The following is a 23866-nucleotide window of genomic DNA, read 5'->3' on the forward strand; positions in this document are numbered from 1 at the left end:
CACGCCGAGTACTCCGCCAATTCCCCGCCAAATTCCGCGGCGCCATGCGACCGTGCCCGCCAGCGGGAATCGGCGTCCAGACAGGGTAGAATAGCCCCCAGTTGAAACTCCGGCCCGACCTCACGACACCATGAAATTCTCCAAGCAGTATCAGCGTTACGAATCCGATCACACCAAGTTCATCGCCGAATTGAAGCGGAAAGATCCGAGCCTGGAAGCGAAGCAGCAAGCCGGGCGCGCGCTGCTGTGGGACAAGGCGCCGCTCGATCTCGACGAACGCCGCCGCGCCGACGCCTCGCGGGTACGGCAAACCGAGTACGTCTACTACCATCTGAACAAGGGCTAAGGCGTGAGCGCGACGCCCGCCGCGGCCGCGCTGCCGGCCGGCGCGGCCGACGCCCTGCTGCAAGGGATCGACTCCACTCCGGACGTGGTGGATGGCGTGGCGTTCGCCAAGCTATACGGCGAGCCGCTGTTCCGGTTGCCCAATGATCTGTACATCCCGCCCGACGCGCTGGAAATCTTCCTGGAAGCGTTCGAGGGCCCGCTCGACCTGCTGCTGTACCTGATCCGCAAGCAGAACTTCAACATCCTCGACATTCCGATGGCGCAGGTGACGCTGCAGTACCTGGAATACGTCGACCAGATCCGCCGCACCAATCTCGAACTGGCCGCCGAATACCTGCTGATGGCGGCGATGCTGATCGAAATCAAGTCGCGCATGCTGCTGCCGGTCAAAAAGGCCGACAACGGCGAGGAAGTGGCGGACCCGCGTGCCGAACTGGTGCGGCGCCTGCTGGAATACGAACAAATGAAACTGGCGGCGCACCAGATCGACGCGCTGCCGCAGCTCGGGCGCGACTATGTGCGCACCCAGATTTACATCGAGCAAAGCCTGGTGCCGCGCTGGCCGGATGTCAGCGCCGACGACTTGCGCGCCGCCTGGGCCGACGTCGTCAAGCGCGCCACGCTCACCACGCGCCACACCATCAGCCGCGAGGAATTGTCGGTGCGCGAGCACATGACGGCGATCCTGCGGCGCCTGCAATCGACCCGCTTTGTCGAATTCGCCGACCTGTTCGAGCCCTCGCGCGGGGTGCCGGTAGTGGTGGTCAACTTCATTGCGCTGCTCGAACTGGCCAAGGAAACCCTGATCGAGATTACCCAGGCCGAAGCCTATGCGCCGATCTACGTGCGGCTGACCTACTCGCCCGGCTAAGCGCCGCGCTCGATGCCGCAGCCTTCGCTTCGCTTCGCCCTTTCCCTTTTGCCACCTCAAGACTTCCCATGAAAATCATTTCATCCATTGAAGAATTGCGCGACCAGTTGCGCGGCCAATTGCGCACCGTGTTCGTGCCCACCATGGGCAACCTGCACGAGGGCCATTTGTCGCTGATGCGGCTGGCCAGGAAGCACGGCGACCCGATCGTCGCTTCGATCTTCGTCAACCGCCTGCAGTTCGGCCCGCACGAGGATTTCGACAAATACCCGCGCACCTTCCAGGCCGATGTCGAGAAGCTGGAAAAGGAAGGCGTGTACGTGCTGTTCGCGCCGACCGAAAAGGACCTGTATCCGGAACCGCAGGAATACCGCGTACGGCCGCCGGAAGACCTGGGCGACATCCTGGAGGGCGAATTCCGCCCCGGCTTCTTCACCGGCGTCACCACCGTGGTGTTGAAGCTGTTTTCCTGCGTGCAGCCGCGCGCCGCCGTGTTCGGCAAGAAGGATTACCAGCAATTGATGATCGTGCGCAACATGTGCCGGCAGTTCGCGATCCCGACCGAGATCATCGCCGCCGAAACCTGGCGCGCCGACGACGGCCTGGCGCTGTCCTCGCGCAATGTCTATCTGTCGCCCGAGGAGCGGGCCGAAGCGCCGGCGCTGTTTCGCACCCTGAACGAAGTCGCCGAGGAAGTGCGCAGCGGCCATCTGGACGTGTTTGAACTGGAACGAAAAGCGGTGGCGCGGCTGACCGCACGCGGCTGGAGACCCGATTACGTCGCAATCCGCAAGCGCACCGACCTGCAGCCGCCGGCCGCCGGCGACCTGGCTCGCGGCGAAAAGCTGGTGGTCTTGACCGCCGCCCGGCTGGGCAGCACGCGCCTGATCGACAACCTGGAAATCTGATGCGCACGGCGCCATCCAGTGCCGCCGTGCGCCGGACCGGGCGCATGCTGGCCCTGGCCGGGCTCTGCGCGTGGCTGTGGCTCGATCCGGCGCAGGCAGCACCGACGGCAGTCGATGATGAAGGCAATACGGTCACGCTGGCGGCGCCGGCGCGCCGCATCGTCAGCCTGGCGCCGCACGCGACCGAATTGCTGTACGCCGCCGGCGCCGGCGCCGCGCTGGTCGGCGTCAGCCAGTACAGCGACTATCCGCCGGCGGCGCGCAATGTTGCCTCGGTCGGCGGCGCCTCGGCGCTCGACCTGGAAAAGATCGTCACGCTCAAACCCGATCTGGTGGTGGCCTGGCGCAGCGGCAGCTCGGCGGCGCAAATCGCCAAGCTGCGCGCGCTGGCGATCCCGGTATTCGAATCCGAGCCGCGCGATTTCGCCGGCGTGGCATCCTCGCTGGAACGGCTGGCGCGGCTGGCCGGCACCGAAGCCGCCGGCAACGCCGCCGCCGCCGCGTTCCGCGCCCGGCTCGCCGGGCTCGACAGTACCTACCGCAACCGGCCGCCGGTGCGGGTCTTCTACCAAGTCTGGCGCAAGCCGCTGATGACCTTGAACGACGCTCATCTGGTATCGGCCGCGCTGCGCCTGTGCGGCGGCCAGAACGTATTCGGCGCGCTGCCGCAACTGACGCCCACCGTCAGCCGCGAAGCGGTGCTGGCGCAAAATCCGGAGGTCATACTCAGTGCCGGCGGCGCGCCCGACGAGCTGGCCGACTGGATGCGCTTCCCGCAACTCAGCGCGGTCGCGCGCCACGATTTGTTTGTGCTGGATGCCGACCTGCTGACCCGCCCCGGCCCGCGCATCGTGGATGGCGCCGAACAGATATGCCGGCAACTGGAACTGGCGCGCAGCCGGCGCTGAAGCGTCAAACAACCATCGAGAGGAGTCATCGCCATGCCGCAATTCGCCGCCAACCTGAGCATGATGTTCACCGAAGTGCCGTTCCTGCAGCGCTTCGAAGCGGCTGCGCGCGCCGGTTTCCGGGCGGTCGAATTCCTGTTCCCGTACGACTTCAGCGCGCAGGAAATCGCGCGCCTGCTGGCCGAGCACCGCTTGCAGAACGTCCTGTTCAACCTGCCGCCCGGCGACTGGGCCGGCGGCGAACGCGGCATCGCCGCGCTGCCCGGGCGGCAGGAGCAATTCCGGCAAAGCGTCGCCGTTGCGCTGGAATACGCCGTGGCGCTCGGCACGCCCAATCTGCACGCGATGGCCGGCCTGATCCTGGCCGGCGCCGACCGTGCCACCTTCCGCGCGGTATACATCGACAACCTGCGCTACGCCGCCGCCGCCTGCGCGCAACACGGCAAGACGCTGCTGATCGAGCCGATCAACGGCCGCGACATGCCGGGCTACTTCCTGCAACTGCAGGGCGAGGCGCACGCGATCCGGGAAGAAGTCGGCGCACCAAACCTGAAGGTGCAGATGGACCTGTACCACGCGCAGATCATGGAAGGCGACCTTGCCACCACGCTGAAAAAACACCTCGCGCACATCGGTCACATCCAGATCGCCGGCGTGCCGGAGCGGCACGAACCGGATAGCGGCGAGGTCAACTACCCTTACCTGTTTCAACTGCTGGATCAACTGGGTTATGACGGCTGGGTGGGGTGCGAGTATCGGCCGGCGCACGGCACTGTCGAGGGCCTGGGCTGGCTGCGACAGCGCGGCTGAACGGGCAGCGCTTTCCCCAAAATCGCCGCGCCCGTTCGTTGGCGCCACCGGAGCATCATCCCATCGCGCGTATTTTTCTTGCCAAGGATGCGGTGCGCCAATGATGCGGCCTGTACGGCGGCGGGCACCGCCCAGACGGTTTTTTTCCTGGTGGAACCTACCAGGAACAAGCGGGCGCTGATGCCATCGAACAGATTGGCAAAGCGGCCAGCGACGCTTGCGCACCACCCGGATGGGCGCTCGCCAAGCCATGCGAATGGCGGGTGGCTAGCCTCGACCTCGGCGCGACGCTGCCTGCACAGGTTGTTTTGATTCCCCACCAGGAGTAGAGACATGGCTATCTCGCAAGCAAAATTCGTCTGGTACGAGTTGATGACCAGCGACACCCAGGCCGCCGCCGCGTTTTATGGCAAGGTAGTCGGCTGGGACAGCAAGGAGGCCGGCGTGCCGGATCATCCGTACACGATATTCAGCGCCGGACCGACGATGATCGCCGGCCTGATGGCGATTCCGGACGAGGCCCGCGCCGCCGGCGCCCGCCCGGGCTGGATCGGCTACATCGGCGTCGACGACGTCGACGGCTACGTGACGCGCATAGTCGCCCAGGGCGGCAAGCTGCACCGCGCGGCCGAGGACATCCCGGGCGTCGGCCGCTTCGCCGTGGTCGCCGACCCGCACGGCGCCACCTTCGTGCTGTTTCACGGCATGGACGAAGCGCCGCCGGCCGGCACCGAACCGGGACAGATCGGCACCATCGGCTGGCACGAGCTGCACGCCGGCGACGGCCCCAGCGCCTTCGATTTCTACTCCGGCCTGTTCGGCTGGACCAAGGCCGAGGCAATGGACATGGGAGCGCTCGGCGTGTACCAGCTTTTCGCCGCCGGCAACGGCGCGATCGGCGGCATGATGACCAAGACGCCAGAAACGCCGGCGCCGTTCTGGCTCTACTACTTCAATGTCGACGCCGTCAGCGCCGCGATTGAACGCAACAACGCGGCCGGCGGCAAGGTGGTGATGGGCCCGCATCAGGTGCCCGGTGACATGTGGATCGTCCAGTGCCTCGACCCCCAGGGCGCCTTTTTTGCATTGCTGAGTTCCAAGCCCTGAAGTCCAACCCCAACATATCCAAGGAGACTGGCAGATGAGCGATACCGCAAAAACCATGGACAGTGACCCGCGCGAACTGGGCCTGACCCGCCTCATCGACGCGCCGCCCGTCAAGCTGTTCCGGGCCTGGACCGAGCCGGCCCTGCTCAAGCAATGGTTCTGTCCCTTGCCGTGGACGGTCGCCTCCGCCGAACTCGATGTGCGTCCGGGCGGCTCCAGCCTGATCGTGATGCGCAGCCCCGAAGGCCAGGAATTCCCGAATCGCGGCGTGTATCTGGAGGTGGTGCCCAACCAGCGGCTGGTATTTACCGACGCCTACACCAGCGCCTGGGAGCCGTCGGAAAAACCGTTCATGACCGGCATCCTGACGTTTGAGGAAGTCGACGGCAAAACCCGTTACATCGCGCGCGTGCTGCACTGGACCAGCGCCGACCGCCAGCGTCATGAGGAAATGGGATTTCAGGAAGGCTGGGGCAAGGCGACGGACCAGCTTGCCGCCCTGGTGGCGCGGCTCTGACCTGGCCACGCCCGTTGTGGCCAGCCGCGCCACAGCACGCCCTGGCCGCGCTCACCGGCCGACCATCCGGCAGAGCACGGTGCCGCAAGGTGGACGATTGGAGTTGTTTCGACGCTGGCGGACGCCGGTGTTCAATTTTTCAGGAGGCAGGAGATGACCAGCAAGAACACGATCTGTCTGTGGTACGACGGCGACGCCCTCGACGCCGCCAACTTCTATGCCGAAACCTTCCCCGACAGCGCAGTCGGCGCCATCCTCCGCGCACCGGGTGACTACCCCGACGGCAAGCAAGGCGATGTGCTGACGGTCGAATTCACCGTCGCCGGCATCCCCTGCCTGGGGCTGAACGGCGGCCCGCATTTCAAGCACAACGAGGCCTTCTCGTTTCAAATCGCGACCGACGACCAGGCCGAAACCGACCGCTTGTGGAACGCCATCGTCGGTAATGGCGGCCAGGAAAGCGAATGCGGCTGGTGCAAGGACCGCTGGGGATTGTCTTGGCAGATCACCCCGCGCGCGCTGATGGCGGCGATAGCCGACCCCGATCGCGCGGCGGCCAAGCGCGCCTTCGACGCGATGATGACCATGAAAAAAATCGACATCGCCACGATCCAACAGGCTTACGACCATGCCTGAGGGTGACCTGGCGCCGAACACTCCGTCTGTCGCACCACTACATCGACAACCCGCGCCACGCCGCTCAGTGCGCGGCGCGGCATCAGGTTCTTGATTGAGCCGAGCAATCAGCGCGATATGCCGGGCTATTTTTCGCCCTCCAGCAGGAGGCGCACATGATCCGCGAGGAAGTCGGCTCACTGAGCCTGAAGGTGCAGATGGACCTGTACCACGCCCAGATCATGGAAGGCGGCCTCGCGGTCACGCTCAAGCAATACCTGCCCCACATCAGCCACATCCAGATCGCCGGCGTGCCGGAACCCCACGAGCCGGACACCGGCGAAGTCAATTATCCGTACCAGTTCCGGCTGCTCGATCAGCTCGGCTATGACGGCTGGCTCGGTTATCAATATCGGCCGTCCAAGTGCACGGTTGAAGGCCTGTGATGGATGTGGGAGGGTTAGGTCTTTGGCGTACGGCGGGTTTCTATGCACACCGGCGTTGGATTGAAACGGTGAGGTTAGGCCATGAACGTCTCAAAGCGACCCGAAGCGGTCATTCAGCCTGCCTTATGCTATGTTCGTACGCGGCTACCAAGCGGATGCAGTGTGCCTGCCCACATGATGCGGTGACCTGCCGTCGGTGACAGTTACTTTTGTTCAATGTGATAGGAGAACACGATCATGTGGCCAAAGTCACGAATGGACCAATAACCGATGCCGCCCACTTTGTCAGCCACGCAAGAGCCCAAAGGAAAACGGCCACGCCAACAGCTTCAAGCCCTTTGCGTACTAATACCTGCGTCCAATGTTCGCCTTTCCTACTGAATCGAACATTTGGGAATAGAGCCCAAATTCCAGTAAGCGCCTGCCTTTGAATGTAGCCCCACAGATTGCTGTAGACCAGGAACCAAAATACGAAGGCGAGGGCACGGGGATACTCAACGTCCTTGAGATATGGCGCTGATAGAGTCGCTAGCCATAAGCACAGTAAGAGGCCAGCAAAAACACCAATAAGTTGCAACGCCAGCACCATCCACTGTGTTCGGGCGATTGCTGTCGCAGTGCTCTTCCGGCGATTCAGTACCCCTTCGAGCGCCGTGAACGTAGTCTCCACCCAGTCCTTTGAATCTCCACCAACGATAATATGAGAGGAGCCGTTAGCGTCGGTGTCGAGTCGTATTTCTATTTGCTCCCCAACCATATGATTCTCTTTGAACCCAATGACGCTCTCGGCTTGCAACACGACTCTCTCTACCGCGTCAGCACTCTTGTAGTAGTCCCAAGCCTCATTTTCGGAGAACGTTCTGTATCCGCGATTATCGAATCTGACAATATACACTGGTGTTAGCTGCCGTTCCGAATCTTGCGTATTCGCGTTGTGTACTGCGACTCGCTGCAAAATAACCCTGTGTAGTTCTTGAATTGCCTCGTCGTCCAAAACGATATTTCGGACCATCACATCCCGTACAAAGCTTGGCACCGGCGCCCCCATTTTTATAGTTGCTATCGAATTCTAACCTCTGAAAACAACAATGATTACATACTCGGTTATCTGGAAAATTTTGAGGTACCCGACAGTTTTCGGTATCGTGATGGAATCTTAGAGATGATAGGGGCCAGCCTAAAGCCGCGATCCGCGCGACTAAGATCAGATGACGGCTTATGGCCGGATGCGGCAGTTCCGGCCCCTCAGCGGGGAAGCAGGCCCTGAATGCGAAACCGGCTGGAGCATCTCTTCGGTCATCTGGCGAACTCATAGGCGATCGCAGTAATACGGCCCCGCCAGTACGGCTTTGCGCCTTCCGGCGGCAGCCATGCCACCTCGCCCTCCAGCGGCACATACATGCCGTCCCGCTCCTGGTAGTTCCAAAAATGCCCTTGCCAAGGCGTGGGGATGATCCGGTCACCTATCGTGCGGCCACGCGCATCGGCACGTACGGTTTCAATCCAACCCTGCTCATTGAAGCTGAACAGCATGGTCAGGCTGATCGCGCTGTCGACCAGCGTAGCGCGTGCCGAGTGCGCATCGACGGCTTCCCATCGGACGCCTTGGCTGGGAAGCAAGGCCGTGGGGTACCATGCCGCTTCAGCCAAAAATCGCATCAGCTCGCCTCTGGCCACGTCCTGTGTGCCGCGCATGTCCACCACGGTAATCAGGCCGAGCAAGGCAGCATGCAAGGTGCCCTCACCGGCAACGTAAGCATCGTGCACTCGTACCGCCAAGCCGGGCAGCATCGTGATCCGGCCGTCCCAGTCAAAGCCGGGACGTCGGGTGACCACTTTCTGATCGGAGGCAAACGGCTTCCACTGCTCCGCTGTCTCGCTCATATTGAAGGTGCCGTGGTGCTGGACATGGACGCCGGCCACCATGGGATTGCCTTCCTTGAGGGCAATACGGAAGTAGCGCTGTACCGGCGCGGGCAAGCCTTCGAGTTCACGAAAATCCACCACTGGGGGTTGCACTGGCATGCGGGCCGCTTCGAGGCCTGCGCGCAACTCCCTGGTGCGATCCGCCCACTGGGATGCGCCATATGCGATGGTTGCGGCGGCAATCGCCATCAGGACCAAGCCGAGGATGACCAGTATTTTGAGCATGGTGAAGGCGTGGAATGGCGCTGTCTGTGGAACTTGAACGGCAGACTAGCCGAATTTGCGCTCGGACGGCAACATTGGGAAAGCAGCGAAGAATAGGCCCAATTGGTGTCTGATTGCTCCTGGTCGATAGCGGAAGTTTGGCAAGAGGTGCTTCCGACCCGTTGTGGTCCGTCGACATGTTGGTGTCACGGTCCGTTCTGCAGCGATACCGGCCGCTGATCATGTGTGGGCGACCTGCCGGGCCTGGTCAAAAGCCGATCTTCATGCCATTCCAGAAACACCATTGCGATGTGGCAAAAACGGCGCGTCTCAATCAGCTCTCTACAAGGAAATAGCATCGCAAGCCGGCTTGACATGTCGTCTTAAACGTCTAAAATCCATCTGTATGGATGGTATATAGATGTTTTGAGGATGGTGAAATGGCAAAAATGGGACGCGAAGTAGTAATGCAAGACGCTCGGCTAAAAGTAGCCGAGACAGAAAAAATCACCATCAATCTCGGGCCGGTCGATCTTGGGCAGATCGACCTGCTGGTGCAAGAGGGTTTCTATTCCAATCGTACCGACCTGATCCGTACCGCCATCCGCAACCAGTTGCAGGCGCATGGCGACGTCATCAAACAAACGGTGGCGCGCAAGAGCCTGGTGCTTGGCTTGCAGCATTACTCGCGTGCCGACCTGGAGGCGGTGCGCGCCGCAGGACAGAAATTGCAGATACAGGTGTTGGGCCTAGCCAGCATCGGTGCGGATGTCACGCCCGAGCTGGCGCTGGCCACCATCGACTCTGTCACCGTGTTGGGTGCCTTGCACGCCAGCGCCGCCGTCAAGGCCGCTTTGGCCGGACGGATTTTTTAGCCATGCCGGAAAGAATTCCATGAAAATCAATGACGGCTTTCTCGCGCAAATGCGCGCCGCCACCGAGCTGTTACAAACCGAAGGCCCGATGGCGGCAACCGTAGCGATCCAGCGTGCGCTGCATGGCGCCACCTCATCGGAGGCAGCATCGCAGCACCCCGACTGGAGCGCATTCCTGCCACAAGCGCCGGAACTGCACGACATCAACCCGCCGGCGCCCGACGCAGAGCAGCCACAGGGCGCCGACATCCTGACGCGTTTGCGCAACCTGTCTCACGCCAAATGGAAAGGCGCGTCGGCGCGGCAGCCGGAACAGAGCGTCGAAGCTGACCTTGCCGGTAAAGGGCGCTTCTTGTCGGGCTCGTGCACCAACGGTGCAGGCACGCGCGCCTACAAGCTGTATATCCCCAGTTGCTACAAGGAGCAAGGCGGCCAGTCGCTGCCGCTGGTCGTCATGCTGCATGGCTGCAAACAGCACCCGGACGACTTCGCCGCCGGCACCGGCATGAACGCGGTGGCCGAAGAAAACAATTGCCTCGTCGTTTATCCGGCGCAGATGCATGCCGCGAACGGATCGAATTGCTGGAACTGGTTCAAGCCGGAAAATCAGCAGCGCGCCTGCGGCGAGCCTTCCATCATTGCCGACATCACGCGCGAGGTCATCCGCGCCTACAACGTCGATCCCAAGTGCGTCTATGTCGCTGGCTTGTCCGCAGGCGGCGCGATGGCCGCGGTGATGGGCGCGACTTATCCCGAGCTGTACGCCGCTGTCGGCATTCATTCCGGCCTGCCTTACGGCGTGGCGCACGACATGCCGTCCGCATTCGCGACCATGAAGAACGGCAGTGCAAAGAAGGGCCGGCAGGGAACACGCTCCCAAGCGTCCGCGCCACTTGGACAAGCGATTCCGGCCATCGTGTTCCATGGCGATCGCGACATCACCGTACATCCCTGCAATGGCGACCATATATTCGCGCAATGCATTCCTCAATCGGATTGCGCAGCAGGCGACGTCAGCAAGGAGTCGACGCTCAAAGTGGAAAGAGGTACGGTGCCGAATGGCCGTGCCTATACCAGGACCATCCGTCACGATGCAGAAGGAAGAGCGATTGCCGAACAATGGACTGTGCATGGTGCCGGGCACGCCTGGTCTGGTGGAAGCAGCAATGGTTCGTACACTGATCCGAAGGGGCCTGATGCTTCACGGGAAATGCTGCGTTTCTTCCGCACGCATGCACGGAAGCCGGAGTGAAAATAGACGCAAGCCTGTGCTTGCAAGCCTGGTCCAGATTGCACGGCCGGAACTGGCAATGATCCGGCCGTGCACGGTCGAGCACCCGTTCGGTACTCTTAAGGCATGGATGGGCGCCACGCACTTCCTGACGAAAACCCTGCCAAAGGTGCGAACGGAGATGAGTTTGCACGCTCTGGCATACAACAGAAGCGGATGATGCAGATCGTTGGGAGCGACGGCGTTGATTGCAGCAATGAAGCGATAGACCGGGCGATCTTGAAAGCCGCTGAGCCCTCAACAAGAGGGCGCAATCCTCTCATCTCATAGCCTCAATATGAGTCCGTTTGCACACGGCCTCGGTCGGGCGCGACCGTTCACACTTCGATGCAGAACGTCCGGTAACAGTTTTAAGACGGCCGCCTAGCTAGCACGACGGACCGCAAGTGGCCGAATACGACCCTTCCGAAAGGTCGAAAGTGATTCAGAGGACAAGTAGTTCTACAGCGTTTCCCTCTCAGTCTTTGCCAATGCCCCGACACGCGGGATAACGCGAACATCCCCAAAACACCGATCCCGCAAAGTCGCCACGCCTGGCCGTCCGCTGCACCATCTCACTTCCGCATTTAGGACAGCTCGGAGCCTCCGTGGCTCTCTGCCCGGCTGACGTACCGCCGCTGGTTTCCCTGACCAGGCGCAGCAACGCCTCCGTATGTACCAACTTGATCGACCGGCCTTCGGCAAAGCTGCGCGCATCCTCCGTGAAGGCACCGGATGCGACCACGAACCCGCCGACCGCGCCATGCGCAGCCATGACGCCATACAGTTCGCGCACAGTAGCAACGCCGACCTTCATGGTTTTCCATTGCTTGCACTGGACGAGATATTTGTCCCGCCCCATGTGCAGGACCAGATCGACGCCGCCGTCGGGGCCGTTGCCGCCGCGTTCGGCCACGGTATAGCCCTTGCGCCGGAACACTTCGGCGGTCAAGCCTTCGAATTCGCTCCACGACATGTTTTCCAGCGCATTGCGATGCGGTGCGCTCGCCACCTGAGCGTGCAATTCGGACTGCCGGCGCCGCTTCCGGGCGGACATGAAGGCGCCGAGCACGAAAGCCAGCGGCACCAGGTATTGCAGGATCATCGAGAACGTGATCATGAATTGCCGCACCAGGCCGTCGCCGAGCGATTGCTGCGGGGTGCGAGCGCCGATCAGAGTCGAAGGCAGGGAGGCGAGATGATGGAATCCGAAATACGAGGCCACCGCCAAGGCCAGCGCCACCTGCCAGGGCAGCATGGCGGCGATGTCCATCAGGTCTTCAAACACGGATTGCTGCCGTCTCGCCATATTCGTTTCCACAGGAAAACGTCAATGGCCGGATATTATCATTACATTAATTTTTGGCAATGGGCGGAGTCGCGTGGCTCGGCTGCGAATATCGACCGGCCTGGGGCGCGCCCGAGTCCGAGCTGGAGAACAAAAATCCACGGCGCAGGCTCAGCTTATCGAGTGCGCCGCTGCTCCAGAATCAGCGTCTGAATATCATTGAACAGCACATCCGGCAGCAGGAAGGCCAGCGTGTATATCTCGCGCACGCGCCCTTGCCCATCGATCAAAAAAACCTTCAACATGTGGTTGTACAACCGGGTCGGCTGGCCGTTGGCATCGAGCTGGACCTCCACGTCCTGTCCGAAGTCGTCAATGATCGGTTTGAGTTCGCCCACCGAACGCGTAGTTAAAAAATCCCAGCGCAGCGGACTGTTGGGATCGGCAAATTTGCCGGCGTAGGCTTTCATCGCCATGGGCGTGTCGTTGACCGGATCGAAAGACAGGCTGACGAAGCGTACCTGCCGTGCCACCTCCGGCGTCGCCAGCAAGCGTTGGCGCAAACCGGTGAAGGTCTCGAAGGCGAGCGGGCAGCCGATCGGGTCGACGCAGTAGGTATAGATGAAGCTGAGCAGCGTGATGCGGCCGGTGGTGTAGCGAGCGAGCTTGTAGGCGTGGCCGTCGATGTCGAGCACATTGCCGTCGGCTGCTTGCTGGATGACCTGCAAGGTGTAGCTGCCCGGCGGCGGCGGGATGAACTCCTGTCGCGGGCGTTGCGGCAGCGCGACTTCCGTTGTCGCGCCTTGCACCGCGCCGGCGCACAGGGCCGCCACGGCAATGGCGACGAATTGCCACTTCCAGAATTTCGTCAGTGTTCGATCAGCGAGTTGCCGCAATGCTCAAAGCTCCCGCGTCCGTCGCCGCGCTCTTTGGGGTTTTGGCCGTGAATTTCATGTGGTGCGCACGACCGAGTTTTTCCTTGTAGAAGTCGATCTGCCACTGTTCCTTGAGCTCCTTTCCGTCCCAGCTGTACAGTTTGAGGAATTGCTCATCGTCGGCGCCGGCCTTGTCCCACTTGGAGAGCAGGCTGCTCGTGACGTACACGCGCTTGCCGTCCCAGCTCTGGCTGACCATGTTGACCTGCTTGCCGGTTACCTTCTCATACACCTGCTTCGGCGCCTCAGGGTTGGAGAGATCGAAGAGCCGCGTCTTGCCGTCCATGAAGGTGTTGACCCACAGTGACTTGCCGTCGGCCGCGATCGAGATGTCGACCGGCAGCGGAATCTTTTCCGGGTCGCCGATGGCCGCCACATCCCTGGCTTGCCATGCGCCGCTGGCATCCTGCTTGATCAGCCAGAGTTTCGATGTCAATGCGGAGGCGGTGATGGCCCAGTTATCGCCCTCCTTGAGCGACCAGCGGATTTCCAGCGGCGCCCCCGGCGTGCTGAATACTTTTTGCGGCTGCATCGCCTTCAAGTCCCACATGACCATGGTGTTGCCGAATCGCTTCATCGCCTCGGGGTCCTTGATCAGCTGGCCCAGCTCCGTCATGTAATTCTTGCGGCCGGTGAAACTGGATGTGAGCAGCGCGTTTTTCTGCGGATTGATGGCGATGTCATAGCCATAGCCGTCGCCCTGCACGCCACCGACCGTGGTGACCGGGATGTCATACTTGGCGACATAGCCGCCCTTGTTGTTGTACACGACCAAACCGGTGACGCCGCCATTGTCCTTGTCGTTCGACAGCGTTCCGACCAGCATGCGTCCCGGCAAGGCATAGAAGGTGTGCGGGCCAACGTAGCCGCTCTTCTGCGCCAGATTGGTAATCGTCTTGATCAGCTTGGGCTTGCCCGGATTGGTGGCGACGTCGAAGACGAAAATCTTGTTATCGTCAAGGCGGCCGGCCCAAAGGTATCTGCGGTCGTCGGTGAAGCCCATGTGGTGCGCTTCACCACGTCCACCGACCGAAACGGAATCGATGACCTTGCCGTACTTTGCCGATTTAGGATTGACGTCAACGGTGACTAGCTTGTCCGACCCGTCGCCCATGCCGTCGACGCCCAAGGTCCAGACATGGATGTAGTCTTCCTGGCCTTTGATCAGGCCCGCCATGTAGGGTGAATTGCAGGTCTCATCGGCCAGGACAAGGCCGGCCGGTGCCAGCAGCAATGCGGCCAGCGCAGACGAAACAGCGGCAAGTCGGCAATCCGGGGTACGCATCTTCATGGCTCGCCTCCTTTAGGCTACGCATGCCTCTTCCAGTTGCGGTATCTGTACAGGGGCATGACATGGGTTCCCGGCCTCAATTGCCTCGAAAGCCCATTGCGGGAACCACGCCTCATTTGTAATGGTAGGGAGGTTTTTACTGGAGAGGGGTCGGGTGCTCCCCCTCTCGATTTGATATTGGTCAAATCCTCGTTTCCTATTTTTAATTCAGGGAAACGCGGCTTGCCTTGTTTGAACGCACCATGCCACGGGCCGAGCACCGGCGCGCATCTTCACCTCAAGATTTTTTCTTGACCAAAGATGACAAGCCCGCAAACGGATTGTGGGTCGCCGCCGCCAGTTTGCCGTCACCCTGCCCCGAGCCGCCCTGCCGGTCCGCCTCCAGATAGCGCGAATGCTCATTGTCGTGGCAGTACAGGCAGAGCAATTCCCAGTTGCTGCCGTCGGGCGGATTGTCGTCGTGATTGTGGTTGCGGTGGTGCACGGTCAATTGCGACAGATTACTCAGCGTAAATTCGCGCATGCAGCGGCCGCAAATCCACGGATAGATTTTCAGGGCCCGCTCGCGATAGCCTTGCTCGCGCTGTTCGGCCTGACGGCGGGCGTCGGCGACGATCTTGTCCAGCCTGGCGCTGTCCGGTTTTTTCTGCAACATCGTGATTCCTCGGCGTCGTGGATTCCATCGTGCGTAGCGGCACGGCGGAAGTCCTATCAGTTATATTAGCAATCAATATATCACCCCATCCGGCCACCCGAATCCGGACCAAAGGACCCCGCCTTGCGCTTCATCCACACCTCGGACTGGCACCTGGGCCAGACGCTGCACGGCTTCGAACGCGGCTTCGAGCATCAACGGTTTCTCGATTGGCTGCTCGACACCCTCGCCGCCGAACAGGCCGAGGGCCTGCTGATCTGCGGCGACATCTTCGACAACGCCAACCCGTCCGCCGCCTCGCAAAAGCAGTTGTACCGCTTCCTGCAGCAAGCCAAGGCGCGGACGCCGCACCTGAACATCGTCATCATCGCCGGCAACCACGATTCGCCCGGGCGGCTGGAAGCGCCGGGGCCGTTGCTGGAGACGCTGGACGCGACCGTGATCGGCTTCGTGCCGCGCCGGCCGGACGGCGCCATCGATCTGGACAAACTGGTGGTGCCGCTGAAAAACCGGCGCGGGCAAATCGCCGCCTGGTGCCTGGCGATCCCGTTCCTGCGCCCCGGCGACGTGCCGCGCGTCGAAGCCGCTGCGGATACCGATGGCGATCCCTACATGGAAGGCATCGCGCTGCTGTACCGCCATGCGCTGCAGCACGCGCTCTCGCGGCGCCAGCCCGGTCAGGCGATCATCGCGCTCGGCCATTGCCACATGGTCGGCGGCGAAATCTCGCAAGACTCCGAGCGCCGCATCGTCATCGGCGGCAGCGAGGCGCTGTCGGCTGGCATCTTCGAGCCGACCATCGCCTACGCCGCGCTCGGCCATCTGCATCTAGCGCAGCGCGTCGGCAAGGAAGAGCATTTGCGCTATTGCGGCAGCCCGCTGCCGCTGTCGTTTGCCGAAATCGGCTACCCGCACCAGGTGCTACGCGTCGATCTGGACGGCGCAGCCGTGACAGATATCACGCCGCTGCCGGTGCCGCGCGCGGTCGAGCTGCTGCGCGTGCCGCAACAGCCGGCGCCGCTGGATCAAGCGCTGGCGGCGCTGGAGGCGCTGCCGGTGTCGGCGGCGGATGGATCGCCGCCGGATCTGGAGCGCCATCCGTATCTGGAAGTCCGCATCCGCCTCGCCGCGCCGGAACCCGGCCTGCGCACCCGCATCGAAGCGGCGCTGGAAGGCAAGCCGGTGCGCCTGGCCAGGATCGACACCAGCTTCACCCCCAAAACCGCCAGCGCGGCCTCCGTCGTGCCGGAGCAACTGGAGCGGCTGCAGCCCGACGACATCTTCGAACGCCTGTATCGCGGCCGCTATGACAGCGACGCCCCGCCCGAGCTGCGCGCCGCGTTTGCCGAACTGATGCTGAACCCGGCCGAGGAGCCGCAATGAAAATCCTCGCGATCCGTGGCAAGAACCTGGCCTCTCTGGCCGGCGAATTCGAAGTCGATTTCGAACAGGAGCCGCTGAAATCAAGCGGCCTGTTCGCCATCTCCGGCCCGACCGGCGCCGGCAAGAGCACCCTGCTCGACGCGCTGTGCATGGCGCTGTATGAAAAAACGCCGCGCCTGTTCAAAGCCGGCGGCATCGGCGTGCCGGACGTCGGCGACAGTGCCGTCACCCAGCAGGATGCGCGCAACCTTTTGCGGCGCGGTACCGCCGACGGATATGCCGAGGTCGATTTTGTCGGCACCGACGGCATCGGCTACCGCGCCCGCTGGAGCGTGCGGCGTGCGCGCAGCAAAGCGAGTGGCAACCTCCAGCCAACGCGCATGAGCCTGACGCAATTGCCCGAGCTGCAGCCGATCGGCGGCACCAACCGCGAAGTGCTGGCCCAGATCGAGCGCCGCATCGGCCTCTCGTTCGAGCAATTCACGCGCGCGGTGCTGCTGGCGCAAAACGAGTTTTCCGCCTTCCTCAAGGCCGACGACAACGAGCGCGGCGAACTGCTGGAAACCCTGACCGGCAGCGCCATCTACAGCACGCTGTCGCAGCGCGCCCACGCCCGCGCCAAGCAGGAGCAGCAGGAATTGCAACGCCTTACCGACCGCCTGGCCGACCAGAAACCGCTGGACGACGACACGCGCCGCCAGTTGGAACAGGACAGCCAGGCGGCCGATGCCGCCGTCGCCGCGCTCGATCTGCGCAAGCATACGCTCGAGACCGCGTTGCGCTGGCATCAGGACGATGAAAAATTCCGGCGCAATGAACAACTGGCGCGCGAGCAATTGGCACTGCGCCAAGCCGAGCAAGCCGCCGCCACCGCGCGCCGCGCCGAGCTGCAGCGGATCGAATCGGTGCAAGCGGCGCGGCCGCTGGTGGCAGAAGTGGAGCGGCTGGCGCGCGACCTCGCCAATGACCAGAACGCCATCGCCGCATGCCAGGACAAGCTGCACGTCGCCGAGCAACACTGCCTGCAGGCCGAAGCCGCCTTGCAAATCACGCAAGGCCGCCTGCAGGAAGCCGAACAGGCGCAGGCCGCCGCCGCTCCGATGCTGGATCAGGCCAAGGCGCTGGACGCCCGCATCGAGGCCTTGCTGCCCGGCCATCGCCAGGCGCACCAAACCCAGGCCGAGGCCGAACAGGCCGCCGCGCAGGCCCGCCAACACCTGCGCGACAAGCACACCGAACTAGGCAAGGCGCAAGAGCAGCAGCACGACACCGAGCGCTGGCTGGCGCAGCACGCGGCGCTGCAACCGCTCGCGGAACAGTGGCCGCGCTGGGATATACTCCTTACACAAGCACATCATTCCCGCAATGAAATAAGCGGAATTGAAAGCATACTGGCAACATTATCGAAAACTGAAGCGCAGCAGAACGCCCTGATCGGCAACACCGCAGCCGCCCTGACCGCCGCCGCCACCGCCCTGGTAGAAGCCGACCAGCAGCGCCAGCACGCCACGCAACTGCTGGCCGGTTTCGACAGCGCCGCGCTGCAAACGCGCAAACAAGGCGCCGAGACGCGCCGCGATCAACTCGCCAGCGCCGAGCAAACCTGGCATGCACTGGCCGAGCAGGAAAGCCGCCGGCAAGCGCTGGACGCCCAGGCGCGCATCAGCCAGCAAGCCGTGGCCGAGGCCGAAGCGGCTCTGGGCCGGATCAACGCCCAACTGCCGGCACTCGCCGCCGCTCAGGCGCAAGCCGAGCGCTCGCTGAAAAACGCCGAAGCCGCCTGCAGCGCCAACGTCGAAACCCTGCGCGCCGCGCTGGAAACGGACGCGCCCTGCCCGGTCTGCGGCGCCACCGAACATCCCTACGCCAGCGCCCACCCGCAACTGCGCGCCATGCTCGCCAGCCTGCACAGCGAAGTCGAACACTGCCGCCAGCAACAGCAGCACGCGCAGCGGCAGCACGCCATCCACAGCGCCGACGCCGCCAGCCACCGCCGTCAACTGGACGCCATCGGGCAGGAACAGCAGCAATTGCAGGCCGCCAGCCAGGGCCTGCGCGAGCAGTGCCAGGCGCATCCGCTGGCGGCGGAATGGGCCGCCGAGCTGCAATCTGACTCGGCCACAGCGGCCGCCGACTGGTGCGCCCGCCAGCGCGAGAGCGTACAAAACCAATTACGCGAGATCCAGCAAATCGAGGACGACTGGCGCCGTGCCGCGCAAGCCAGGGACCGCGCCCAGGCCACGTTTGAACATACCGCCAGCGAACACAGCGCGCGCAAAGAAGCCGCCGGAGCCGCGCAGGCCGCGCTGGCCGAGATCCAGGGCCGGCAACGCGCAAGCGACGACCAACTGCGGCAAACCCGGCAACGCCTGGACGACGGCCTGAACCAGCTCGACGCCGCCTTCGACGCCCCCGACACCGCTGACGAGCCAGCCCGCGCGGACAACGTCCGCGCCGAGCATGACCCAGGCGACCACCCGCGCCGCTGGCGCCGCCAGTGGCAGGCCGACCCCGGCGCCTTCCATGCGCAATGCGCCGAGCAGGCTCGCCAGTGGCAAGCGCATTGCACGGCGCGCGATCAGGGCCGGCAGCGGCACGCCACGCTGGTGCTGGAAACGAAAGGATTGCAGGAAGCGCTGCACAAGGCGGAACTCGAACAGCAGCGCGCGGCCGGCGCCTTCACCGCCAGCGACGCCAACCTGAAACACATACAGGTGCAGCGCCAAGCCCTGTTTGACGGCCAGCCGGTGCAACAGGTCGAAGCCCGCCTGGCGGAAGCGGTGAACACCGCCAAAACCCTGCTGGCCCAGCAGTCGCAGGCCAGCATCGACAGCCGGCAAAACCAAACCCGCCACCAGGAAGCGCTGGATCAAGCCAAAGCGCGCCTCGCCAGCCACCAGCGCGAAGCGCAGGCCGCCGAGCAAGATCTACAGGACTGGATCGAAGATTTCGCCAAGTCCCATCGCGCGCACACCGACGTCGCCGGCGCCGCAGCGGAAACGACATTCGACGCGGCCGCACTGCGCGCGCTGCTGGCGCACCCCGCCGCCTGGATCAACAGCGAACGCGCCGCGCTCCAGGCCATCGACGCCGCAGCCCAGCAAGCCGCCACCGTGCTGCACGAACGCAGCCTGCAACGGCAAGCGCACCAGCAACAGCGGCCGCCAGAAGACGGCAGCGCCAATGCCGCCCAGCCGCCGGGTGAAGCCGATGCGTCCGCACCGCAGCGCGCCGCCGACCTTGGCGCCAGCCCGATCGACGCGCTGCAGCGCGCACTGCAGGCGCTGGCCGCCGAGCGCCAGAATGCCAACGCCGCCGCCACCGCCTTGCAACTGGAGCTGAAGCAGGACCAGGCGCGGCGCGCACAAGCCGCCGGCATGCTCGGCAGCATCGCCAGCCAGGAATCCCGCTACCGGGTATGGGCGCAACTAAACGAACTGATCGGCTCCGCCGACGGTAAGAAATTCCGCAACTACGCACAGCAAATCACGCTCGACATCCTGCTCGGCTACGCCAACCGCCACCTGAACGAACTGTCGCGCCGCTACCGGCTGCAACGCGTCAGCGACACGCTGGCGCTGATGGTGGTCGATCAGGCCATGGGGGATGAATTGCGTTCGGTGCACTCGCTGTCCGGCGGCGAATCCTTCCTGGTCTCGCTGGCCCTGGCGCTCGGCCTCGCCTCGTTATCCAGCAACCGCGTGCGGGTCGAATCGCTGTTCATCGACGAAGGCTTCGGCAGCCTGGATGCCGACACCCTGCGCGTGGCGATGGATGCGCTCGACGGCCTGCAGGCGATGGGGCGCAAGGTCGGCGTGATCTCGCATGTGCAGGAAATGACGGAACGGATCGCGACCAAGGTGTTGGTGCAGAGGACGGCGGGGGGAAGAAGTCTGGTGGGGATTGGATGAGATCGAACCTTGGAAAATTCCGCCAAATTGGCAGACAAACACTGATGTAAATCGAAAACCTATTTTACACGATGTATCGGAGCGAGAAAGCTTCAAATCGATCCGAACCAGACGGTCATCCAGGTTTCTTGAATATCTGCTACCCAGTGTTTAGTGTGTTGCATTGACCAGTTGAATCCAACGCCAAGAGCGGGCATCAACCGAAAACGACCAAGTATTTGGTCCAGCATTCCTGTCCTCGCTCAACCTCGGTCTCTGACCGTAAGCTGACACTTGGATCAGTCGCTAGAAGCGACATTGGAACGGCTATCCAATACGGCTCACAGGTTGCCCCCCTTCCTTGAACCTTCTCTGTGGCTAAACGTCTCCGATACGAAGTCGATGAAAGCAACCGCCGAGGCGACCGCAAGTCGGGCATGCCTCGGATGGAGTCCGCGATACTGACCATCCCGCCCGTGTCCAGTGCCATAGAGGCCACGCAGTTGCGCGAGGTTGTTGGTGAGCTGAGTCAGATTACGAAGGATCAGGCGAATGTTCTCCGCTCCTTTCGTCTCGTCAGTAATTCCTTCTGGTACGAGTTGCAACTCCTTGGCGACCTTCTTGGTAAGGTCGCCAATATCATCGGATTTGGTGAAGATAATACCTCGCTTTGTCAGGATGGACTTGCAGCAGGTTTCGATCAGTTCTTTGGCTGTGCCGATGGCCAGGGCTGGGTCTCGATCGATTGCATTCTCTAGCCGCTCAATCTCCTTCGCCATCCAGCCAGCGTTCAACGCGTCTGCCACCGTCTTGGCTCGCAGCACGGCACGGGAAGAGCTGCTGCGCAATTGGCGGAACGAAAAACGTGGCCGGCCGGCGATGCGCTCCTCCTCGTAGAGCTCCCAACCGGCAGGCCGAAGCTGGTCGTTGAAGTGGAGCACTAGCTTGAGCACCTCGTCGCGCTCGGGACGAACCACTGGGTGCACTACTTCGCAGAGAAAACGTAGGAACTGGTCAGCCGGCCCGTCGATGAGTCCAAATCGGCTGTCGGTGAAGACCCAGTCGCTGTCCCAATCGTCGTTGTTGTAGCGATGCTGCCAGATATCACCGGCCGCGTCCTTGAACCGACGGTCAGTCGACGGAAGTCTCTCGAGGTCGAACAGGCGACTCAAGAACTCGACGTCATCCAACTGACCGTGCCATGCCACACTGTCCAGTCGGAGGCCGTCTAGTATGTTGACGCGGACTTGCCGCGGAAGATCTGAGGTTTCCGATCTCCAATCCGCTCGCCGTTCCTTCGCCGGCACGATCTTGGCTGAGTACCAGTCCTGGGATTCGTGCTCGAGGACTGTCTTTAGTCTTGCAGTAATTTGCTCTTCCAATTGGCTGCGCTTTGCACCAAGACAGGCATAGTCTTGTGCGGGGAGTTGGAATTGAACCTCCCAGATGTTTGTGCCCCCGTTCCAATTATCGTAGCCCGTCTGCTCCGACTGCGCGGGATAGTCGCGCACGATGGAGGCAGCTTCGCTGATGCCCTCGGCGCGCAGAAGCGCGTGAACGGTTGCAAGTGTCTGTTCAAGTTGTTCCATCGCCCTGTTCCAAGTGTTTGTCAGCGAAGAACCGAGGCTCATGCTCGCCGTACTTACCGATCCGTATCAGGCTTAGCTCCATCGGTATATTCCATTAATATCCTGCAGCCTTTACTTCAGCCAGGGCTGCGGTCATGAGATTTCGGCCAGTTCTTAGCCATTTGAACGGAATGCGCCCAGTGGGAGCTTTGGTTGTCTTTACGATTGGGTGAGAAAGCTCGCTTTCGCCACGCTTCGCGTGAACGGCCTGCACATAGGCATATGTTTTTGGGAACTTGGCCATGAAGGCCTTGTTTCCAATCACCCCGCCAAAGTTGCCAAGGTTGCGAGCTCCTATTGTTCCGTCACGCTTGAACAGGTCGTCGACGAAAAGATCGTTAAAAACATCGAGCATGCTCACCCAGGCAGTCGGATTCGTCTTGAAATAGCCCTTACAAGCGACGATTTTTGACTCGGCGTGACGATAGTTATTTCCAAAGAATTTTCGCCAGTTCACTTCACTGGCGACACCGGTCATTTCGAGCACCGCCTGTTGTATGCCACAGACCTTGGCGCCGGCTCGCTTAAGCTTGCCGTTCTCTCGCAGCACGATTTTGGCCAGTGCATGAATGTCGCGGGTTGGCTTTTGAATCTTGCAGTCCAACAGAGCAGCAAGCCACGCCGCCGCAAGCGCCACATCGGCATCTCTGCTTCGCATCGATGCGTTCAGGAGCCGTTCTCGCCGACTTTCGGAAATCTCAAACCACGGCATGCCGAAATGCAGCCGTGTCCGTAGCCAAGGCGCTCGGGAATACAGCAGTGCATAGTCAGTCTGGCGCTCGGTCAGGTGCGACAGGTGATGGAGCGCGTTCCACAAGGCGACCGTCAATTCGGGCGTGCTTGTACGTGGCGCCCAGAGCCTTTTTAGCGAAGTGCGCAGACATTTGGTGCGTGCTGCCGAAAGCCGATCATCGGCGGCCGTGACCAGGCTGGCTCTGATCGCGGGATAGAGATCCTGCGTCTGGATATGAAACAGTAGGCGGTCGCCATGCTTATCGGGCAGCGCAGAAAACTTCTGGAGGTACGCGGAAACCTGTGGGTAGTAGTGCGGCGCGTGTTCAAAGACTCGCCAGAGTCGGTCAAGAATGCGCAGGGACGGATCGGCCTTAGCAAGCAAAAATTTGAAACGCGTTGAGTCTGTCACCCGGTAACCGCCTTCGCGCGAAGCTAGCTCGGCGAGCCTTCGCCGGATGCCGGGCTGGTCAGGCACTGGACCGGTCAACACGGTCTCTACTGGTGAGCTGACAGACTTCAACTCGTCCCCAATATTCGTCACCCGGTGGATATCGATCTTGCCCGACTGAGGAAACAAGCCTACGTCTTTACTCAGCCGATCCAACGAAACCAGCGCGTGCCGAAGGTGATCTTCACTTTTTGCGAAGAGGCGGATGTCATCAACGTACCGGAAGTACTTGACATCGAAACGGGTGTGAAAGTTGTCATCGAAGTGCTTGAGTACCGCCTCGGAGATCAAGCCCGAGCTCAATGGTCCCTGCGGGATTCCGTGGTCGTGGTATATCTGTGTCGTCGTGGCTGTCCACTTGTTTAAAAGTCGTGTCAGCTCCATGCAGAAGTCATGATCCAAGCCAATCCCACTGAGCATATGACGCAGCACGTTGTGATCAATGCTGTCGTAGAACGCCGTCAGGTCGAAGCTTGCAGTCCAGACAAAGCCCCTTGCGAACACGCTTTCAGCAGACTTGTTGAAAGTCCTATAGCCCTCTGTCCATTTTCGATAGAACCATAGACTGGAGGCGCCTGCGTACTGGTGTCCGAACACTTGGCGGTTGTATTTGCCCCTGACTCGGGGGCTGAGTCGTTCAGCAACGACGTTGGCCATCGCCTGATAGACGATTTGGTCCTCAATGCCCAACAGTGTGTACGGACGAAGAATGCCCGAAGGCTTTGGCAGGAACAGTTTGCACGCGTCGGATGGATCGAATATGCTTCGATCTAGCCGGCTCTTCAGATGCTTAAGCAGCGCCCCATCG

General features: G+C 62.0%; 21 protein-coding genes and 1 pseudogene. 14 read left to right on the forward strand and 8 right to left on the reverse strand.

The window, feature by feature from the left end:
• Positions 1 to 130 precede the first annotated feature (130 nt).
• From ACK2VC_RS03125 to ACK2VC_RS03165, 9 genes are all read left to right on the forward strand, one after another.
• Positions 131 to 346 carry a DUF3460 family protein gene (locus tag ACK2VC_RS03125; RefSeq protein WP_486732136.1) on the forward strand — a complete coding sequence of 72 codons (216 nt, stop codon included), beginning with the start codon at positions 131 to 133 and terminating at the stop codon, positions 344 to 346.
• Positions 347 to 349: 3 nt separating this feature from the next.
• Positions 350 to 1219, forward strand: a complete 870-nt coding sequence (locus ACK2VC_RS03130) for a segregation and condensation protein A (RefSeq protein WP_486732137.1) — start codon at positions 350 to 352, stop codon at positions 1217 to 1219.
• Between the two features lie 68 nt (positions 1220 to 1287).
• Positions 1288 to 2127: a pantoate--beta-alanine ligase gene (gene panC / locus ACK2VC_RS03135; protein WP_486732138.1), complete on the forward strand. Its 840-nt coding sequence runs from the start codon at positions 1288 to 1290 to the stop codon at positions 2125 to 2127.
• On the forward strand, positions 2127 to 3035 hold the full coding sequence (locus tag ACK2VC_RS03140; RefSeq protein WP_486732139.1) for a cobalamin-binding protein: 909 nt from the start codon (positions 2127 to 2129) through the stop codon (positions 3033 to 3035). Before panC ends, ACK2VC_RS03140 begins: the two co-directional genes overlap by 1 nt.
• A 33-nt stretch (positions 3036 to 3068) precedes the next feature.
• Positions 3069 to 3845: a 2-oxo-tetronate isomerase gene (gene otnI, locus ACK2VC_RS03145; RefSeq protein ID WP_486732140.1), complete on the forward strand. Its 777-nt coding sequence runs from the start codon at positions 3069 to 3071 to the stop codon at positions 3843 to 3845.
• 333 nt (positions 3846 to 4178) lie between these two features.
• On the forward strand, positions 4179 to 4952 hold the full coding sequence (locus tag ACK2VC_RS03150; protein ID WP_486732141.1) for a VOC family protein: 774 nt from the start codon (positions 4179 to 4181) through the stop codon (positions 4950 to 4952).
• Positions 4953 to 4986: 34 nt separating this feature from the next.
• Positions 4987 to 5469: an SRPBCC family protein gene (locus ACK2VC_RS03155; protein WP_486732142.1), complete on the forward strand. Its 483-nt coding sequence runs from the start codon at positions 4987 to 4989 to the stop codon at positions 5467 to 5469.
• A 153-nt stretch (positions 5470 to 5622) separates the two neighbouring features.
• The gene (locus ACK2VC_RS03160; protein WP_486732143.1) at positions 5623 to 6105 is read left to right on the forward strand and encodes a VOC family protein; all 483 of its coding nucleotides are present in this window, start codon (positions 5623 to 5625) and stop codon (positions 6103 to 6105) included.
• A gap of 155 nt (positions 6106 to 6260) precedes the next feature.
• Positions 6261 to 6530, forward strand: a complete 270-nt coding sequence (locus tag ACK2VC_RS03165) for a TIM barrel protein (RefSeq protein ID WP_486732144.1) — start codon at positions 6261 to 6263, stop codon at positions 6528 to 6530.
• Between the two features lie 235 nt (positions 6531 to 6765).
• On the opposite strand, the gene ACK2VC_RS03170 is transcribed toward ACK2VC_RS03165, so the two are convergent.
• Positions 6766 to 7542, reverse strand: coding sequence for a hypothetical protein (locus ACK2VC_RS03170; protein ID WP_486732145.1), 777 nt, complete (start codon positions 7540 to 7542; stop codon positions 6766 to 6768).
• A 284-nt stretch (positions 7543 to 7826) separates the two neighbouring features.
• Positions 7827 to 8681, reverse strand: a complete 855-nt coding sequence (locus tag ACK2VC_RS03175) for a DUF6920 family protein (RefSeq protein WP_486732146.1) — start codon at positions 8679 to 8681, stop codon at positions 7827 to 7829.
• A 446-nt stretch (positions 8682 to 9127) separates the two neighbouring features.
• On the opposite strand from ACK2VC_RS03175, the gene ACK2VC_RS03180 reads away from it, so the two are divergent.
• The 3 genes and pseudogenes from ACK2VC_RS03180 to ACK2VC_RS03190 form a co-directional block, all read left to right on the forward strand.
• A complete protein-coding gene (locus ACK2VC_RS03180) occupies positions 9128 to 9535 on the forward strand; it encodes a CopG family transcriptional regulator (RefSeq protein WP_486732147.1) in 408 nt (135 codons plus the stop codon).
• 49 nt (positions 9536 to 9584) lie between these two features.
• Positions 9585 to 10787 carry an extracellular catalytic domain type 1 short-chain-length polyhydroxyalkanoate depolymerase gene (locus ACK2VC_RS03185; protein ID WP_486732148.1) on the forward strand — a complete coding sequence of 401 codons (1203 nt, stop codon included), beginning with the start codon at positions 9585 to 9587 and terminating at the stop codon, positions 10785 to 10787.
• A 64-nt stretch (positions 10788 to 10851) separates the two neighbouring features.
• Positions 10852 to 11096 (forward strand): annotated as a pseudogene (locus ACK2VC_RS03190) (transposase); the annotation flags it as partial.
• Positions 11097 to 11283: 187 nt separating this feature from the next.
• Here the strand turns inward: ACK2VC_RS03190 and ACK2VC_RS03195 are convergent.
• The 4 genes from ACK2VC_RS03195 to ACK2VC_RS03210 form a co-directional block, all read right to left on the reverse strand.
• The gene (locus ACK2VC_RS03195) at positions 11284 to 12114 is read right to left on the reverse strand and encodes a restriction endonuclease (RefSeq protein WP_486732149.1); all 831 of its coding nucleotides are present in this window, start codon (positions 12112 to 12114) and stop codon (positions 11284 to 11286) included.
• Between the two features lie 155 nt (positions 12115 to 12269).
• Complete coding sequence (locus ACK2VC_RS03200) at positions 12270 to 12989, reverse strand: SCO family protein (RefSeq protein ID WP_486732150.1); 720 nt, start codon at positions 12987 to 12989, stop codon at positions 12270 to 12272.
• On the reverse strand, positions 12973 to 14319 hold the full coding sequence (mtoX, locus tag ACK2VC_RS03205) for a methanethiol oxidase (RefSeq protein ID WP_486732151.1): 1347 nt from the start codon (positions 14317 to 14319) through the stop codon (positions 12973 to 12975). Before mtoX ends, ACK2VC_RS03200 begins: the two co-directional genes overlap by 17 nt.
• Positions 14320 to 14596: 277 nt before the next feature.
• Positions 14597 to 14974 carry a YajD family HNH nuclease gene (locus ACK2VC_RS03210; RefSeq protein ID WP_486732152.1) on the reverse strand — a complete coding sequence of 126 codons (378 nt, stop codon included), beginning with the start codon at positions 14972 to 14974 and terminating at the stop codon, positions 14597 to 14599.
• A gap of 123 nt (positions 14975 to 15097) precedes the next feature.
• On the opposite strand from ACK2VC_RS03210, the gene ACK2VC_RS03215 reads away from it, so the two are divergent.
• Together ACK2VC_RS03215 and ACK2VC_RS03220 are read left to right on the forward strand one after the other, a co-directional pair.
• Positions 15098 to 16357: an exonuclease SbcCD subunit D C-terminal domain-containing protein gene (locus ACK2VC_RS03215; RefSeq protein ID WP_486732153.1), complete on the forward strand. Its 1260-nt coding sequence runs from the start codon at positions 15098 to 15100 to the stop codon at positions 16355 to 16357.
• On the forward strand, positions 16354 to 20268 hold the full coding sequence (locus ACK2VC_RS03220; RefSeq protein WP_486732154.1) for an AAA family ATPase: 3915 nt from the start codon (positions 16354 to 16356) through the stop codon (positions 20266 to 20268). The genes ACK2VC_RS03215 and ACK2VC_RS03220 overlap by 4 nt, the downstream gene beginning before the upstream one ends.
• 320 nt (positions 20269 to 20588) lie before the next feature.
• Here ACK2VC_RS03220 and ACK2VC_RS03225 read toward each other — a convergent pair whose 3' ends face one another.
• Together ACK2VC_RS03225 and ACK2VC_RS03230 are read right to left on the reverse strand one after the other, a co-directional pair.
• Positions 20589 to 21836 (reverse strand): abortive infection family protein, encoded by a 1248-nt coding sequence (locus ACK2VC_RS03225; RefSeq protein ID WP_486732155.1) that lies wholly within the window; start codon positions 21834 to 21836, stop codon positions 20589 to 20591.
• A 94-nt stretch (positions 21837 to 21930) separates the two neighbouring features.
• The gene (locus tag ACK2VC_RS03230; protein WP_486732156.1) at positions 21931 to 23748 is read right to left on the reverse strand and encodes an RNA-directed DNA polymerase; all 1818 of its coding nucleotides are present in this window, start codon (positions 23746 to 23748) and stop codon (positions 21931 to 21933) included.
• Positions 23749 to 23866 lie beyond the last annotated feature (118 nt).

Source organism: Herbaspirillum sp. WTB6 (assembly GCF_057457785.1).

Coding starts and splice junctions, on each gene's coding strand:
- otnI (WP_486732140.1), top strand. CDS start 3,069: ATGCCGCAATTCGCCGCCAACCTGAGCATGATGTTCACCGAAGTGCCG.
- ACK2VC_RS03175 (WP_486732146.1), bottom strand. CDS start 8,681: ATGCTCAAAATACTGGTCATCCTCGGCTTGGTCCTGATGGCGATTGCC.
- ACK2VC_RS03125 (WP_486732136.1), top strand. CDS start 131: ATGAAATTCTCCAAGCAGTATCAGCGTTACGAATCCGATCACACCAAG.
- ACK2VC_RS03140 (WP_486732139.1), top strand. CDS start 2,127: ATGCGCACGGCGCCATCCAGTGCCGCCGTGCGCCGGACCGGGCGCATG.
- ACK2VC_RS03165 (WP_486732144.1), top strand. CDS start 6,261: ATGATCCGCGAGGAAGTCGGCTCACTGAGCCTGAAGGTGCAGATGGAC.
- mtoX (WP_486732151.1), bottom strand. CDS start 14,319: ATGAAGATGCGTACCCCGGATTGCCGACTTGCCGCTGTTTCGTCTGCG.
- ACK2VC_RS03185 (WP_486732148.1), top strand. CDS start 9,585: ATGCGCGCCGCCACCGAGCTGTTACAAACCGAAGGCCCGATGGCGGCA.
- ACK2VC_RS03160 (WP_486732143.1), top strand. CDS start 5,623: ATGACCAGCAAGAACACGATCTGTCTGTGGTACGACGGCGACGCCCTC.
- ACK2VC_RS03225 (WP_486732155.1), bottom strand. CDS start 21,836: ATGGAACAACTTGAACAGACACTTGCAACCGTTCACGCGCTTCTGCGC.
- ACK2VC_RS03170 (WP_486732145.1), bottom strand. CDS start 7,542: ATGGTCCGAAATATCGTTTTGGACGACGAGGCAATTCAAGAACTACAC.
- panC (WP_486732138.1), top strand. CDS start 1,288: ATGAAAATCATTTCATCCATTGAAGAATTGCGCGACCAGTTGCGCGGC.
- ACK2VC_RS03195 (WP_486732149.1), bottom strand. CDS start 12,114: ATGGCGAGACGGCAGCAATCCGTGTTTGAAGACCTGATGGACATCGCC.
- ACK2VC_RS03210 (WP_486732152.1), bottom strand. CDS start 14,974: ATGTTGCAGAAAAAACCGGACAGCGCCAGGCTGGACAAGATCGTCGCC.
- ACK2VC_RS03180 (WP_486732147.1), top strand. CDS start 9,128: ATGCAAGACGCTCGGCTAAAAGTAGCCGAGACAGAAAAAATCACCATC.
- ACK2VC_RS03150 (WP_486732141.1), top strand. CDS start 4,179: ATGGCTATCTCGCAAGCAAAATTCGTCTGGTACGAGTTGATGACCAGC.
- ACK2VC_RS03220 (WP_486732154.1), top strand. CDS start 16,354: ATGAAAATCCTCGCGATCCGTGGCAAGAACCTGGCCTCTCTGGCCGGC.
- ACK2VC_RS03155 (WP_486732142.1), top strand. CDS start 4,987: ATGAGCGATACCGCAAAAACCATGGACAGTGACCCGCGCGAACTGGGC.